Annotated in this window: 10 protein-coding genes and 4 pseudogenes; 8 read left to right on the top strand and 6 right to left on the bottom strand. The window is 68.7% G+C overall.

Features of this window, described 5'->3' with window-relative positions:
* Positions 1 to 369 precede the first annotated feature (369 nt).
* Positions 370 to 564, bottom strand: coding sequence for a hypothetical protein (locus ABZ312_RS43905; protein WP_500440108.1), 195 nt, complete (start codon positions 562 to 564; stop codon positions 370 to 372).
* 1031 nt (positions 565 to 1595) lie between these two features.
* Between ABZ312_RS43905 and ABZ312_RS43900 the strand changes: the two are divergent.
* The 4 genes and pseudogenes from ABZ312_RS43900 to ABZ312_RS43885 all read left to right on the top strand — a co-directional run.
* Positions 1596 to 2024: pseudogene (locus ABZ312_RS43900) on the top strand (transposase); the annotation flags it as partial.
* 182 nt (positions 2025 to 2206) lie between these two features.
* Positions 2207 to 2731 (top strand): PadR family transcriptional regulator, encoded by a 525-nt coding sequence (locus ABZ312_RS43895; RefSeq protein ID WP_500440107.1) that lies wholly within the window; start codon positions 2207 to 2209, stop codon positions 2729 to 2731.
* Positions 2728 to 3414 (top strand): ABC transporter ATP-binding protein, encoded by a 687-nt coding sequence (locus tag ABZ312_RS43890; protein WP_500440106.1) that lies wholly within the window; start codon positions 2728 to 2730, stop codon positions 3412 to 3414. Before ABZ312_RS43895 ends, ABZ312_RS43890 begins: the two co-directional genes overlap by 4 nt.
* Complete coding sequence (locus ABZ312_RS43885) at positions 3411 to 5792, top strand: ABC transporter permease (protein WP_500440105.1); 2382 nt, start codon at positions 3411 to 3413, stop codon at positions 5790 to 5792. The genes ABZ312_RS43890 and ABZ312_RS43885 overlap by 4 nt, the downstream gene beginning before the upstream one ends.
* A 641-nt stretch (positions 5793 to 6433) precedes the next feature.
* On the opposite strand, the gene ABZ312_RS43880 is transcribed toward ABZ312_RS43885, so the two are convergent.
* Positions 6434 to 7018: a CGNR zinc finger domain-containing protein gene (locus ABZ312_RS43880; RefSeq protein ID WP_500320839.1), complete on the bottom strand. Its 585-nt coding sequence runs from the start codon at positions 7016 to 7018 to the stop codon at positions 6434 to 6436.
* A gap of 120 nt (positions 7019 to 7138) precedes the next feature.
* Here ABZ312_RS43880 and ABZ312_RS43875 point away from each other — a divergent pair, with 120 nt between their 5' ends.
* The 4 genes and pseudogenes from ABZ312_RS43875 (at position 7139) to ABZ312_RS43860 (ending at position 10103) form a co-directional block, all read left to right on the top strand.
* On the top strand, positions 7139 to 8146 hold the full coding sequence (locus ABZ312_RS43875; protein ID WP_500440104.1) for a zinc-dependent alcohol dehydrogenase family protein: 1008 nt from the start codon (positions 7139 to 7141) through the stop codon (positions 8144 to 8146).
* A 134-nt stretch (positions 8147 to 8280) separates the two neighbouring features.
* Positions 8281 to 8382, top strand: a pseudogene (locus ABZ312_RS43870) (IS481 family transposase); the annotation flags it as partial.
* Between the two features lie 426 nt (positions 8383 to 8808).
* Positions 8809 to 9657: pseudogene (locus ABZ312_RS43865) on the top strand (IS256 family transposase); the annotation flags it as partial.
* Between the two features lie 5 nt (positions 9658 to 9662).
* On the top strand, positions 9663 to 10103 hold the full coding sequence (locus ABZ312_RS43860; RefSeq protein WP_500331696.1) for a HEAT repeat domain-containing protein: 441 nt from the start codon (positions 9663 to 9665) through the stop codon (positions 10101 to 10103).
* A gap of 709 nt (positions 10104 to 10812) precedes the next feature.
* Here the strand turns inward: ABZ312_RS43860 and ABZ312_RS43855 are convergent.
* The 4 genes and pseudogenes from ABZ312_RS43855 to ABZ312_RS43840 all read right to left on the bottom strand — a co-directional run bounded on the left by ABZ312_RS43855 (position 10813) and on the right by ABZ312_RS43840 (position 14652).
* The gene (locus ABZ312_RS43855) at positions 10813 to 11016 is read right to left on the bottom strand and encodes a hypothetical protein (protein ID WP_500440103.1); all 204 of its coding nucleotides are present in this window, start codon (positions 11014 to 11016) and stop codon (positions 10813 to 10815) included.
* Between the two features lie 194 nt (positions 11017 to 11210).
* Positions 11211 to 12215, bottom strand: a complete 1005-nt coding sequence (locus tag ABZ312_RS43850; protein WP_500440102.1) for a GvpL/GvpF family gas vesicle protein — start codon at positions 12213 to 12215, stop codon at positions 11211 to 11213.
* A 375-nt stretch (positions 12216 to 12590) separates the two neighbouring features.
* Positions 12591 to 13784 (bottom strand): PP2C family protein-serine/threonine phosphatase, encoded by a 1194-nt coding sequence (locus ABZ312_RS43845; protein ID WP_500331679.1) that lies wholly within the window; start codon positions 13782 to 13784, stop codon positions 12591 to 12593.
* A gap of 351 nt (positions 13785 to 14135) precedes the next feature.
* Positions 14136 to 14652, bottom strand: a pseudogene (locus ABZ312_RS43840) (cysteine hydrolase family protein).
* Positions 14653 to 14951: the final 299 nt, after the last annotated feature.

Genomic DNA, 14951 nt, shown 5'->3' with positions numbered 1-14951 from the left:
GCGGCTTCTTCTTCCCCATGCTCTCCATGACAGACATCTTCCTTCCGGGGCGCAAACCCCTGATCTCAGGTGTCCGTCAAAGAGGATCAAGCCCACAATGATCAAGGCGATCGTAGCCAGGTCACACGCGGGGTCCGGCACGAACAGACTCATCCGGTAGGTGGTCGGGTGCGCCCGGCCCCCGCAAAACCTGTCGATCCGGATCATGGCATCGCTGTCGAACCCCTCCGTCTAATGAAGCGCCGGCCCAATGAGCCGCTCTGCATCCGGGGATGAGTGCCGACGCGTCAGACGGGTCCATGTTCGGCGGGGCCGCGCAGGGCGCCCGCCCGGCCCTCACCACGTAACCGGGCGGGCTGCTTGGGGGACCTAGGGGCTTCGCTCCGCGTGGGCGGGGATTAGCAGATTCCAGCCGATGCCGGAGCAGTCCTTCGGGACCGATGGGAAGGTGTGGCCCTCCACATCCGTGCTGACGAAGCGGTGGCCTTGGCCGCAGGTGCATTCATAGATGCCGCTGACCGGGACCTTCTTTCCGGGGAGATGCACGCGGGTGTTCTCGTCCATCACGTCCTCCTCACCGACCGGGGCCCGAGTGGAGCAGACCGCGGCCTGCAAGGCGCTGACCGCCGAGAGAGGGGAGCCCTCGGGGAACCGCCCGGTCGGGGGGCGAAACGGGCGGCTCCGGCAGATCGCCTTACCTCGCATCGCCCCGGCTGAAACCCTCGAAGTAGGGGTTTCCGAGGGCAGCGCGAAGATCCATGGAGTCGGCTGGGCTCGTAGGAGGTGGGTGGGCGGTCCGCAGGCTGGAGGTTCTATCGAGTGCTGAGCCCGCCCGGCTGGGGCCCGGGCCTCGTGGATGGTTCACACGACCAGTCGGGCGGACACTTGCGGGCGGCCCCGCCTCTAGTCAGGGAAGGACGGCGACGAGGCCGCACTTAAATGGTGCGCCCGCCCCCGGGAAATTGCGAGGCCCTCACCGCGCAGCCGCGGCGGTGGGGGCCCCTTCTTCCCGGTCGGTCTTGCGGGCGTGTGGAGGCACGTCGGGCAGGCTCGCTTTTCCAGAATGCCCGCAAAGGCTCGTTGCCGAGCGCTGAAGATGTAGGCCAGGCCCCGCCTCTCGCACGGCAGGGGCCTGGCCCTCGGCCGAAGGACGTCTTGGGTGAGGTGGACAAACCCTCGGCGCTGCATCTAGCCTCCGCGGGCCTGCAGGGGGCCGCAAGCTAGTCGCCGCAGCCGAGTGAGGGGCGGCCCCTCCCTGTGACGTCTCCCGCGTGGACGGGGCTGCGCTACCAGCATGCGACTGCTCGTGGCTGGGGTCACGCTAGCCGCATGAACTGCCGTGTGATCGTGTACCCGCCGACGGGTAGCGGGGGACGCCGTGTGCGTTACGACGGGAAAGTCCTTGGCCTCGCATACGCTCCGCGAGACCTGGTCGCGCTCGTGCGCCGCGCTGGGCTCCCACTGCGGATAGCTGACTTGTACAGCGGCGAGGTTGTCGAATGGCGTGGGGTCGGCCCGACGATGTGGACGCCGTAGCCTCCTCTGTTGGACCGCTCCCGGACCGGGGAAGGCCATTCTGGGGGCGGAGTTGGGTCGGAGCGCGACCCCGCCCGGTGTGCAGACGGCACGAGGACCACAAACGCGGCGGCCGGCGCAGCTTCGCCTGGACCGACTACCGCGACCTGCTCATCACAGCACACCGGCAGCTCGCTGGCCCGATCGTTCTCATCTGGGACAACCTGAACGGGCGCAAGGACGCTCGCATGCGGGCTTTCATCGACAGCCAGGACTGGCTCACGGTCCACTACCTGCCGCCCTACGCACCCGACCTGAACCCGGTCGCGGGCATCTGGTCACTGCTGCGACGCAGCTGCCAGGCCAACACCGCATTCGCCGACCCCGAGCACCTCATCCGCGCACTTCGCCGCGGCCTCCGAAAGATCCAGTACCGCAGCGACCTCATCGACGGCTGCCTCGCCGAAACCGGACTCACCACGACGACAACACGCCTAAAACCCCAGTAACCACCAAAACCCCGCGCACACTGCTCACGGTGGGGAACGACTCGGCACCGCAACTCCGCGCCACGTAGCGGCCTGGAGGGGAACGCCCGATCAGCGCAGGTCGGAGACGGTTGTGTCACACCCTCGTCACTATGCACAAGATCTATACACTGCGTGTATACGCCTCGTGTAGAGTCCTTCGCATGAGCATCGGCCACACCCTGCTCGGGCTCCTGGAGTCCGGCCCCCGCCACGGCTACGACCTGAAACGGGAATTCGACCACAAGTTCGGCCACGACCGCCCGCTGCACTACGGTCAGGTCTACTCGACCATGGCGCGGCTGCTGAAGAACGGGCTCGTCGAGGTCGACGGCATCGAGGCCGGCGGCGGCCCGGAACGCAAGCGGTACGCGATCACCGACGCAGGCATCACCGACGTCGGCAAGTGGCTCGCGGAACCGGAGAAGCCCGAGCCCTACCTTCAGAGCACCCTCTACACCAAGGTCGTCCTCGCGCTGCTGACCGGCCGCAGCGCCGCCGACCTGCTCGACACCCAGCGCTCGGAGCACCTGCGCCTGATGCGGGAACTGACCGTCCGCAAGCGCGACGGCGACCTCGCGGACCACCTGGTCTGCGACCACGCCCTGTTCCACCTCGAGGCGGACCTGCGGTGGCTGGAACTCACCACTTCACGACTGGACCGACTCTCGGCGGAGGTACGCGCATGACCACCACGGACCGTTTGCTGGAAGCCGTCGGCCTGCACAAGGCCTACGGGCCCACCCCGGCCCTGGACGGCGCCGACTTCGCGATACGGGCCGGTGAGGTCGTCGCCGTGATGGGGCCCTCCGGCTCCGGCAAGTCGACGCTGCTGCAATGCCTGGCCGGCATCGTGCGGCCGGACTCCGGCCAGGTGCTGTACCAGGGACGGGAGCTGACCGCGATGAGCGACGCCGAGCGCAGCGCCCTGCGCCGCGGCGAGTTCGGCTTCGTCTTCCAGTTCGGCCAGCTCGTGCCCGAGCTGACCTGCGTGGAGAACGTGGCGCTGCCGCTGCGGCTCAACGGCGTCAAGCGCAAGGAGGCGGAGACCCGCGCCACGGAGTGGATGGCCCGGCTGGAGGTCGACGACCTCACCGGCAAGCGGCCCGGCGAGGTCTCCGGCGGCCAGGGCCAGCGCGTCGCGGTGGCCCGCGCACTGGTCACCGGCCCGCGGGTGGTCTTCGCCGACGAGCCGACCGGCGCCCTGGACTCGCTCAACGGCGAGCGTGTGATGCGCCTGCTCACCGACGCCGCCCGCGACACCAACGCAGCCGTCGTCCTGGTCACCCACGAAGCACGCGTCGCCGCCTACTCCGACCGCGAAGTCGTCGTCCGCGACGGCACGTCACAGGACATGGAGCGCGCCGCATGAGCGCCCTCGAACAAGCAGGGACCGGCGGCACCTTCCGGACCTGGATTCGCGACCTCGGCCTCGGCATGCGCTTCGGAGCGAACGGCGGCCGCGAGGGCTGGACCCGCACCGTACTGACCGCCATCGGCGTCGGCCTCGGCGTCACACTCCTGCTGCTGGCCGCCTCCGTCCCGGCCATGATCAGCGCCCGCAACGACCGCGGCTACGACCGGGACTATTCCTGGAACAAGGCCCAACCCAAGCGAACCGCCAGCACCGTACTGTTCGCGCAAGCCGACACTACTTTTGGCGGGGCGGACATCCGCGGTCTGCTGCTCAAGGCGGACGGCGACCGGCCCTCGCTGCCGCCGGGCGTCAAGACGATGCCGGCACCCGGTGAGATGGTGGTCTCCCCCGCCCTCAAGCGCCTGCTCGACGAGCCAGGCAGCGAACTGCTGCGCGAACGCCTGAACTACCGGATCACCGGCACCATCGGCGACCGGGGCCTGGTCGGGTCCGCCGAGATGGCCTACTACGCGGGCAGCGACAAGCTCGTCGCACGATCCGCGGACGGCAAGACCGGCAACGCCACCCGCATCCCCGACTTCGGACGGGAACGAGGGCCGAGCGAACCGTTGGGCGGTGTGCTGACCCTGCTGCTCATCTTCGGCATCGTGGTGCTGCTGGTGCCGGTCGGCGTCCTCATCGGCACCGCCGTCCGCTTCGGCGGCGAGCGCCGCGACCGCAGACTGGCCGCACTGCGTCTGGTCGGCGCGGACAGCCGGATGACCCGGCGGGTCGCGGCCGGCGAGGCGCTGTTCGGCTCACTGCTCGGACTCGTCGTAGGTACGGGCTTCTTCCTGCTCGCCCGGCACTTCGCGCGCGGTGTGACGGTGTACGACCTCAGCGCGTTCCCTTCCGACATCAGGCCTGCTCCGGTCCTGGCCGCCCTGGTGGCGATCGCGGTGCCCTCCGCGGCGGTCGCGGTGACCCTGATGGCGATGCGCGGCATCGCCATCGAGCCGCTCGGCGTCGTACGCAACGCCGCGGCGCGCCGACGCCGGCTGTGGTGGCGGCTGCTGATCCCGCTGGCCGGTATCGGGCTGCTGGCCCCGCTCTTCGGAACCGTTTCCCAGGAGGACACCGGGGTCAACCCCTACCAGGTGACCCTCGGTGTGGTCCTGCTGCTGGTGGGTCTCACCGCCGTGCTGCCGTGGCTCGTCGAATGGGTCGTCGGCCGCTTCCGCGGCGGCTCGCTGCCCTGGCAGCTGGCCACCCGCCGCATGCAGCTCCACAGCAGCGCCGCCGCCCGTATGGTCAGTGGTGTCACCGTCGCCGTTGCGGGCGCGATCGCCCTGCAGACCCTGTTCACCGGGATCCAAGGCGACTTCATCACGCCGACCGGCCAGGACCCGAGCCGCGCCCAGCTGGGCATCCAGTACAGGGTCGACAGCGGGGCGCAGGCGCAGCAGGTGACGAAGGCCTTCGTCGACACCCCAGGCGTCCGCTCGGTGATCGGCATCGTCCAGGGCGAGGCCGCCCAGGGAAACGCCTCGACACTCAAGTCCCTCGACCAACTCCAGTCCGTCCCCCTCTTCCTGGGGGATTGCTCCGCGCTCCGCGAATTCGCCAATGTCGGAGCAAACTGCGCTGACGGTGACGTCTTCATGATGGAGATCGGCGACTCCCCCCTCTTCAAGCCCGGCGCCACGCTCGACCTCAACATGCCCGGTCCGGAACGCTACACCGGCACGCCACAGCCCTGGCGCATCCCGGCCGACGCCCGCACGGTGCACCATCGCGTAGCGCCCGACGGAAGCATGGAGTGGGGCATCCTGGCGACCCCGGCCGCCTTGGACGTAGCACACCTGCCCAGGCCCAAGGTCCGGCTCATGCTGATCCTCGACCCGACCCCGGACGCGGTCGAGCGCGCCCGCAACACCGCCGCGCTCATCGACCCCTCTATCGTGGTCGATCAGTTCAGTGCCACCATGGTGTCCGACAGATTCGAGACCATCCGCCGCGGCCTGTTCATCGGCGCCACGCTCACCCTGGTCCTGATCGCCGTGAGCCTGCTGGTCTCCACACTGGAGCAACTGCGCGAGCGCCGGAAGCTGCTGGCCATCCTGGTCGCCTTCGGCACCCGGCGATCCGTGCTCGCCCTGTCCGTGCTCTGGCAAACGGCTGTCCCCGTCTTCCTGGGGCTCACCGTCGCCGTGGTGGGCGGCCTCGGCTTGGGCGCCGCCCTGCTGAAAATGGTGCACACGCCGTTCCACGTCGACTGGGCGAGCGTGGGCGAGATGACGGCAATGGGCGGGGCGGTGATTCCCGCGGTCACGGCGCTCACCATGCCGGCGCTGTTGCGGATGATGCGCCCGGACGGCCTGCGCACGGAGTGACCGCCGGGCTGGCGCCTCCTACGTGACCTGACGTCTCCTCAGGAGCCATAGCCGTGCGGCAGTTGTACCACTGCGGCAGGGCGCCGAACCCTGGAGCGCACCTGCACACGGCTCGAGGTGTCCTGCGCAGTACATCTGGGAGGAAGCCCGCCCCCGCGTCGATCAGGGGCTGGTGTCCATCACAGGATGCCATGCACCACAGCAGGGCCCACGTCTGCGAACAGACCCGCCGGTGCAGCAATGCCGCTGCACCGGCGGTCACTTCCTCGCGGGCGCACCTACCGTCTGCGATGCTCCCCGACGCGGCCGACGGCGCTCACGCAACGGACGGCGAGCAGAACGTCGTTGAGGACCCTGTTGCGCTCCGGCCGCACACAAGGCCGGCAAGCGGTGTGGGTGGGTCAGGTGGCGCGGCCACCGCTACGCGAGACCACGGCCCTCCACCTGGCCGGGCTCCACGTCACAGGGGTCTCGCTCCGGTCTGCCGGATGATCAGAACGGGGTGGATCCGTGCAGAGGTGTCTGCCACACCGAAACATGCGACCTGCTGGAATGCGGTGAAGGGTGCTTCGTTCCGGTCGCCCCAGCGTTCGGAGCGCTGCCGACTCTCCCTCGGCCGCCGATAACCCACACAACCCGAGTTACACCGTTCGTTGGACAGACCCGTATTTGGCGCGGGTTCGGTGCGCGGCGACGTTGGCCCGGTTTCCGCACACTTCGTAGGAGTGCCATCGCTGGTTGCCGCTGCGTGTGGCGTCGTAGAAGGCGTGCTGGCAGTCCGGGTGGGCGCAGATCCGGACGCGGGAGAACTGGCCGCCGGCGACGAGGGCGGCGATCGCGCGGATGACGGCGCCCGCGGCGGGGGATCCGGAGACTTGGTGCTGGTCGACGCTTCCGTCGCCGTCGAAGGCGTGGTGGAAGCCCGTGGTGGCGGCCAGCCGGTTGATCTCCGTCCATGCGGCGTGCCCGGTTTCGGTGCCCGGCAGGTGGACGGCCTCGGTCAGGGCCTGCCGTAGTGAGCGCACCTGGGCGACGTCGTCGTCGGACAGGGGTGCTGCGGCTGTCCGGCCGAACAGGAGCAGCAGCGGCGCGGCGCTCGCGGCGTCCGTGAGTGTGTCGGGGGTCCGCGGGGTGGCGTGGGGGCGTGAGTTGAGCAGTTCGACGACCGCCTCCGCGAGTCCAGGCGCCTGTCGCGGCGTGGTGGGTCTGCTCCCGGGGCTGCTCATGTCCCCAGCATACGAGTAAGGGGCTATCCAGCAAGGGCTTTACGGCGTGAATAGATGATGCTAGGAATGTAAGCGGCTGGCGGCCACGCCACTCACTCTCTCGTTAAGGACTGATCCGTCATGCGTCATCTCACGCTCACCGCCGTCGGCGGAGACCTCAACGACACCGTCTCGCTCGTCGAGGGCCCCGAACCGGCTCTCGCCCCGGGCGAGGTGCTGGTCGAGGTGGACGCGGCACCCGTCAACAATGCGGACCTGCTGTTCACCATGGGCTGGTTCGCGGCCCAGCCCCGACTGCCCCAGGCGCTGGGCGCCGAGGGAGTCGGCCGCGTCGTGCGGGTCGGCGACGACGTGGACCGGTCCCTGACCGGCCGGCGCGTCCTGATCCTGCCCACCTTCGTCCAGGGAACCTGGGCCGAGCAGGTCGTGCTCCCGGCCCACACCGTCGTGCCGCTGTCCGTCGTGGACGATGCGGACGTCCTCCAGCTCGCCATGCTCCCCGTCAACCCGGCGACGGCCCGCGCGCTCCTGCACGACTACGTCGCACTGCGACCCGGCGACTGGATCGGTCTGAACCTCGCCAACTCCGCGGTCGGGCACTACGTCATCGCCCTGGCCAAGCAGGCCGGCATCAAGACCCTGGCCGTCGTCAGGCGCGAGGAAGCGGCCAAGCAGGTGAGCGCACTCGGCGCCGACGCCGTCGTCGTCGACGGCCCGGAACTCGGCGAGCGCATCGCTTCCGCGCTGGACGGCGGACAGCTGCGGCTGGCGCTGGAGGGGACCACCGACCCCGAGCAGACCGCCGCGCTGGTGCGGTCGCTGGAGGACGGCGGCACCGTCGTCACCTTCGCCGCTGCCACCGGACAGGCACCCTCGGTCCCCGTCGGCGACCTGATCTACCGCGGCATCGTGCTGCGCGCCTTCTTCATCCTCAACTGGATCCGCGACACTCCGCGGGAGAAGCGCGAGGAGGTCTACGCGGAGCTTGCCGCGCTGGTCGAGCAGGGCGTCCTCAAGGCTCCGGTCGAGGCGACGTACTCCCTTCAGGAGCACGAGGCCGCCCTGAGCCACGCGGCCAGGCCCGAGCGCACCGGCAAGATCCTTTTCGTTCCGCGGGGCACCCGCTGACCCGTGCACACAGCCCGAAAGGTTTCCGCTAGCTGTATGGACCACGAGCGTTGTTGACACCTGCGAGGGCTTGATCAAGGCGAAGACCTCCGATGCAGTGGAGCTGTCTATGACTGCACCGCGCGGAGGTCTTCGTGTCCCACCGCAATGCCCGACTGACCGTTCACGGCAGGCGGCTCTTGGTCCAGCGTTTCCAGGCCGGGCGCCCGGTGGCACACGTGGCCGCAGAGATGGGCGCCCGGTTCCCACCCGAGGGCTGATGCTGGGGGGACCGGCGGACCATGGCGGGGCGCTCGTACTCGCCCCGAGGTACCCCCACTGCGCGCAGCGGGCCGGAGCTCGTCCGGCGCCACGGCCAGGCGCAGCTCGGGGAAGCGCGTTCACCAGGACGACCACTCCCGCACTTCCCGCGCTCCGAGGGCCGAGGGCCGAGCGCACTATTGGCCGTATTCCTGAGGGCGTCTGCGCGTCGCGACTGGAGGCCTCCGCTGTCGAACTGGTGCGCACCGAGGGTTACACGCACACGTGACCTGACCAATGCTCGAGATCCCCTGCACTTGCAGGGTGTGACCTGAGATCTGGGAAACGATCTTGATGCACGTGGGAAACGGCCGCTTTTGGTTCCACGTAAAGCCCTGATCAGAGCAATTCGTCGGTGCCCCTTTCTTGGCAGCACAGCCGGCCTTTCGCCAGCGACCGTGACCCGGCTGACCAAGCAGTGGAGCGACGACCACGCCGCCTTCCAGCAGCGGGACCTGTCGGACCGGGACTTCGTCTACGTGTGGGCCGACGGAGTGCGCCCCAAGGTCCGGCTCGGCCAGGCGCACTCGTGCGTGCTGGTCCTACTCGGCGTTCGCCTGGACGGCACGAAGGAGCTGATCGCACTGGCCGAAGGGCTGCGGGAGTCCACGGAGTCGTGGGCCGACCTGCTGCGCGACTGCCGCCGACGCGGCATGCGCGACCCGGAACTGGTGGTCGGCGACGGCGCGATGGGTCTGTGGAGGGCATTGGCCGAGGTTTTCCCAGCAGCACGGCATCAAAGGTGCTGGGTTCACAAGGCCCGCAACGTCACGAACGCCCTGCCGAAGTCCGCGCAGCCGGGCGCGACGAAGGCCATGCAGGAGATCTACAACGCTGAGGACCGCGCCCACGCCGAGCGGGCGATCGAAGCGTTCGCCCGCACCTACGGAGCCAAGTGGCCCAAGGCCGTCGCGAAGATCACCGACGACCGGGACGAGCTGCTGGCGTTTTACGACTTCCCGGCCGAGCACTGGATCCACCCGCGGACCACCAACCCCATTGAGTCCACCTTCTCCACCGTCAAGCTCCGCACCAAGGTCACCCGCGGTGCCGGCAGCCCGGCAGCGGCGCTCTCCATGGTGTTCAAACTCGTCGAGTCCGCTCAAGCGCGATGGCGCGCGATCACCGGCGCGCACCTGGTGCCCCTGGTCCGTGCCGGCGCGCGCTTCGAGAACGGCATCCTGGTGGAGCGGTGCGAGGTGGCCGCGTGAAAGACATGTTTGCGGCACTTGAAGCGCTGACCGACCGCGATCCGAACCGGCGGGACGTCGCCGCCTCGGTCCTGGGGGACCTCCTGCGCGGCACCGCACTCGACGCGGATTCGACTCGTCTGATCGTCGGACGCCTGGTCAGCCTAGCGGTCAACGAACCGGTAGCCATGGTCCGCGAGTCTGCCCTCAACTCGATCAGCGAAGCTTTCAACCACCACAGCCTGCCGCTGGGCATCGTCCAACCGCTGGCCGCCGACATGCCGACGATGGAGCCCGAGCTCCTCCCTCATGCGCTCTACATTTTCGGCGCAACGCACGACCCGCAAGCTCGCCCACTGATCGAGCCCTTCCTCAACCACCCCGACACGGACGTGCGAGAGGAAGCCGAACGCGCGGCAGCCGAGATCACCGCATCCACCACAGAACGCCGCAACCACAACTCTTGACTATTGCTCTCCTCGGGCAGGTAGAGCAGCATGCTGCTTCCGTCGGTGGCGCGAGCCTGAATCCATGCGCGGACGTAGGCGACCTGGTCGACGGGGCCGGTGAGGACGATGTCGACGGCGTCGTGGTCGGGTGGCGGGAAGAGGTCGTTCTCGACTGTGCTCATAGCGTGTCAACAGTTCGGTCTGGGCTGGTGCGGCGGCCCGGAGCGGTGGCCACTCGAAGGAGCGGCGCCGGCTTGGCTGTGCCGCTCCCCCGCCACTCGCCGCGCTACCACCAGCCCGCGGCGGATCCGCGCAGGCCTGCCCCACTGCAGTGCCGGCATACGTCCTCGGTCGGCGGACCGACGTCCTGGCCTCCAACCGACCGGCCCGGGCCGTTCCTCACCGACTGGGACCGCCTCGCTGCCGAGACCGCAACGATCCTTAGCCTGAAGGCCGGGTGCCCCCCGACCGGCAACTCGCAGACCTGTGGGCCAACTCACGCTGCAGGCATCGCATTTCTTGATCACCGCAGTGTGGCGCGCGCTGCGCCGACAGTCGCAGGGCACGGACCATGTGCCCGCGACGCCACATGATGCCTGCAGTGCGCGAACGGTACAGCGAGCAGGGGGCTGGCGCTTGTGGCAGGCGCCGGCTGCCGTCGTAGTCTGAACTTGTCCGTCCGGCCGGATTAGGCCCTACGGGGGCCGATTAAGGCCGGGCGGGCCCGTCACCACACGTTGGGGCCGCCACCGCGCCACTCGATCACGTCGGGGTCGGCGATGTCGAACCATGCAAAATCGAAGCCAGCGAGCCAAAGGAACTGCTCCAGTTCTGTCATGTCGCGGGCAGTTCCGAAGTAGACCCCGTTGATCGTTACCCCGCGGCCGTCCATGGGCGGAAGGACGATGACGGACGGCTCCTTGATGGGCAAATATCCAGCGTGTCTCGCGCGGAACGCGGGTGCATCCTGGAAGTGTGGCCCTGCCCATGCGGAGGGGACGCAGCCCTCGTGGCGGGGTCGCCCAAACGTCTGCCTGGCCATGCGAGTGGTCCACGCGGCTGGCCGGGTGGGCACGAAGGCGCGGTCCCGTCGCTTCCTCCGGGGCCTTCGGCGGGGCCGCTCCGTCACGCCGCATGATTCGTTCCTTGACGAGACGGCCACCGAGAGCTGACCCCGCTGGCTCGACACGCTGACCAACGTACAGTCGAACATGTGAGCGACTTACCACCTGATGCTGAGCGGCTGCGGGTAATCCACCTGCAGCTGCAGATCGACGCGGTCGACGCGAAGATCCGCGAGGCCGAGGAGAGGGAGCCCCGACCCGCTGCCGCTGCCACGCCGCCGAAGCAAGAGAAGTCGCACGCTCGTCGTCGAGGCCGAGGTCGTCCCTGGTGTTTGACCAGGCGGGTGAAGGCTTCTGCTTGATCGCGGCGTACGAGGTAGGCGGTGCTGCTGATGGTGGTTCCGGGTTCGTCGGTAAGGCGTGCCCTGGACTGGGGGTGCCGGCGGGAGGCGGTGGCCCGTCCCGTGAGTTTCCTATGGAGCCGGTCGGCTGCCGCCAGCGCCTCGCGCTGATGGTGACCAGCATCGTACGACTGGTCGTGCACTGGCAGGAAGGCTTGATCGGAGCGCGTTGCCTGAGGCAAGGGCGGTATGGGGGGCTCTTCGACGGGCAGAGCGTAGACGGTCACCTCCCACTCCTGCTGGCCAGCCAGCGAGGTCAGCACGTCGGTGAAGTGCTGATGGTGCGCTGCCACCATCGCCGCCCATAGTTCCTGGTCCCGGTGCACGGTGGCCAACTTCAGCGGCAGCACGCTGGTGTGCTGAGCCAGGGCGTCTACGGTGCTGCGATGTATGCGAGCAGCTCCCAGCCAGGAAAAGTCTTCCAGATGCCATCTGAGTGCCTTGCGGGTGCATTCGATGCGCGGCACTTTGCTGACGGCTACGGCCAGGTCCGCGGTGTAGATGATCCGAACGCGGCGGCCTGCAATCCCACGTAGGTGCCTCAGGGCCTTGTCCTGTCCGGTGAAGGGCAACAGGGCGGTACTCAACGGTCCGTACTCCCCTCGGGTAAGGCTTGGTCTGGGCGATTGAGCCGTCCGCTGGGTGTGAGGTATCTGGGGCCGCACGACGGCTCGCCGGGAAGGTCCGTGATAATCCGAACGCGTTGCCGACGGGCCACCCACAGTGGCGTCTACCCGGGGACGGGTGCGTGCACTGCGCGAGTCCCCCGCTGGTGCCCGGCGACGCCGAGTTGGTTGCCCGCCGCGTTACCGCGGTCTGCTGGACGCCCATCAGCGCCTCGCGGACCAGCAAGCCGCCTTGCCTGACCGAGTAAGGGTCGGCTCGCACGTCACCTCAGTTCCAGGCCGCCACCTGACTTTCGCTTGGACGCCGAGCCCCTCATGGCACCCTTTGAAAGCGGCCGGGGTCGCTCGCGCTCTTCAGGCGCTGGCCATGTGTGCAGGGGGTGAGAGTTCGCCATGCTGAACCAGCGTGTGCCGCTACGGGGCAGCTCCGATCCATTCGCAGATGAGGACGGTGGCGTCGTCTTTGAGCCTTCCACGATGGTGCTCGACGACTGCGTGCATGAGTCGGCGCAACGTTTCCGGGGCCGGCATGCCATCGGCCTGCTGGCGGATGATGAAGTCGGTGAACCGGCCCCGGCCGAATTCGTTGCCTTGCGCGTCGCGGGCTTCTGTGACGCCGTCGGTGTAGAGCAGGACGCGGTCGCCGCGTTGGAGATGTTCGTGGCACGTCTGGACGGGCAGGCCCAGGTCGCTGCCCATCGGGTGCGAGGGCGGGCAGTCAAGGACGTGCACCCAGCGTCCGCCACGGATCAGCACCGGCGGCGGGTGACCTCGGTTGACCCACGTGAAACGGCCGGTGGAAAGGTCCAGGTCGGCCAGCACGCCCGTGATGTACCGCTGATGCGCAAACTGCTCGATGAGCACCTCCTCGATGGCGGCACTGGCCGCCGCAAGGCCGACGCCGTGACGGCGCTGATTACGGCAGGCGGCCATCGCGAGTTGTGACGTCAGCCCGGCGGCGTTGTCGTGGCCCATGGCGTCGAAGACCGCCAGATGGAGTACGTCGCCCGCCAGTGCGTAGTCGAATGCGTCCCCGCCGACCCGGTAGGCCGGCTCCATCTCGGCGCAGACCACCACCCGGCCGTCGGCAAACGCCCGCGGGGGCATGAGCGCCCACTGCATCTCGGCGGCGATGTTCATGGACTCGACGCGCACCAGACGCGCATGCGAGTCGCTCGAAAGCCGTTTACTGACGAGCTGCAGTCCCACCAGAGAAGCGAGATACTCGGCCGCATCAAGGCCCACCCCGAGGGCTACGTCGACCCGCAGGACGCCCAGACGATGCGTGCCGTCAAGGATCGGCACCCAGTGGCGCTGCCGACCCGGTCCGGCACCCGGAGCGGTCATGATGCGGGTGTGGCGGAAGGCACGCCCCGGCAGCGTCGTTTCGATGCACAGCTCCTCACCGTCCCGGCCGGCATCGAGCCCGACGCCCGTCAGCTCTCGGAGCACCTCCTGTCGCAGGTCCGACACATAAACGCGGGCGTCCTCCAGCTCCGCCTTCGCCGCGTGCTCGGCCACCAGCCCGGGAAGTTGCTCGATGCTCGCCAGGTGACCGGCCTGCAACAGGCCACCCAACATCCGAAGCACGTCATCGGACCGCGCCATCCAGTCGCCACCCTTGCTCGCCGATCCGTCCCCCACCATCGTGCGCCTCAGGACCGAAGAGCAGACGCATTGCCATCCGCCTGGCTCGCCGCGTCGCCAGTGGTGAGGAGGGTCCCTGAGAGCCGGCGTACCGTGCAAACGGTCCACCCGCCTGGTCGTGTGAAGGGCCCACGGCGGCCGCTTCGCCAAAGCAAACACGACGGCCGGGCGAAGCTGCCCCGCCCGCTGCCCTCGATGGGGGCAGCTGATGGAGCCCCCAGCATCAGGTTCGGCCCAGGCGGTGTCCGGGTCTTCCTGCCTCCGCGAGGGTTTGCTCGCTAGAGGCCCTCGGGTTCGTGAAAGAGCGGCCGGTCAGGGCAGCGGGAGCCCTGAACCGGTCTCGACGCCCATCCGGACCTCGTCCGCCGCGCAGAGGTGGGTGCCCATGTTGCGCTCCATCATGCGCAGCGCCGCGTCCGCCAGGTCGCGGTGGATGTGGGCGACAGCGTCACTCGCGACAATCGTCGGAAGGTCACGGATGTGCGCGTCGAGTGCCGAGTACAGCACGCACTGCTCGGTGACCTGCCCGCACAGCACGAGGTGGCCGACGTTCTGCCGCTCCAGGAGGTACGCCAGCGGAGTTCGGAAGAAGATCGAATGCCGGGCCTTGAGGACGAACAGCGAGTCGGCGTCGGGCTTGACCGGTTCGACCAGGTCGGCGTGCGGACCGGCGAGCGCCATGTCCAGGATCTCGTCGTGATGGGAGCGCCAGCGTCCGAAATTGTCGTTGACGTAGATGACGTCCACACCGATGTCGCGCGCGCGTGTCGTGTTCGTACGTATTGATCATGTCGATCACGACGAGCGCGGTCGTTTCCTTGTCGTGCATTCGTTGCGGACCTCGATGGTTGCCGTGTCAGGCGGTCACTCCCCGGCGGCGTGCTGGGCTCGTACGCGGGGGAGGTGCAGAAAACTCCGGACAGGGTCGTTCTTCCAGGATGCGGCCATCAAGACTGCGTCGCAGCCCGGAGGGGTGGAATGCCGAGTGATCGTGTATCCCGCCTTCGGAATGCGGCGGGCGCCGGGTCCGGCTGGATGAGCGCATCCTCACCCTGGCCCATGGGCCCAGGGACATTCTCGTCTTGCTGCGGCGGGCTGGGCTCAGGCCCCGGGTCAGAGACCTCTGGA

Source organism: Streptomyces sp. NPDC006207 (genome assembly GCF_040613835.1).
Lineage (GTDB): Bacteria > Actinomycetota > Actinomycetes > Streptomycetales > Streptomycetaceae > Actinacidiphila.
Note: the sequence above shows the minus strand (reverse complement) of the source record. Positions and strands in the feature narration are given on the sequence as shown.

Coding starts and splice junctions, on each gene's coding strand:
- ABZ312_RS43905 (WP_500440108.1), bottom strand. CDS start 564: ATGGACGAGAACACCCGCGTGCATCTCCCCGGAAAGAAGGTCCCGGTC.
- ABZ312_RS43895 (WP_500440107.1), top strand. CDS start 2,207: ATGAGCATCGGCCACACCCTGCTCGGGCTCCTGGAGTCCGGCCCCCGC.
- ABZ312_RS43890 (WP_500440106.1), top strand. CDS start 2,728: ATGACCACCACGGACCGTTTGCTGGAAGCCGTCGGCCTGCACAAGGCC.
- ABZ312_RS43885 (WP_500440105.1), top strand. CDS start 3,411: ATGAGCGCCCTCGAACAAGCAGGGACCGGCGGCACCTTCCGGACCTGG.
- ABZ312_RS43880 (WP_500320839.1), bottom strand. CDS start 7,018: ATGAGCAGCCCCGGGAGCAGACCCACCACGCCGCGACAGGCGCCTGGA.
- ABZ312_RS43875 (WP_500440104.1), top strand. CDS start 7,139: ATGCGTCATCTCACGCTCACCGCCGTCGGCGGAGACCTCAACGACACC.
- ABZ312_RS43860 (WP_500331696.1), top strand. CDS start 9,663: ATGTTTGCGGCACTTGAAGCGCTGACCGACCGCGATCCGAACCGGCGG.
- ABZ312_RS43845 (WP_500331679.1), bottom strand. CDS start 13,784: ATGGCGCGGTCCGATGACGTGCTTCGGATGTTGGGTGGCCTGTTGCAG.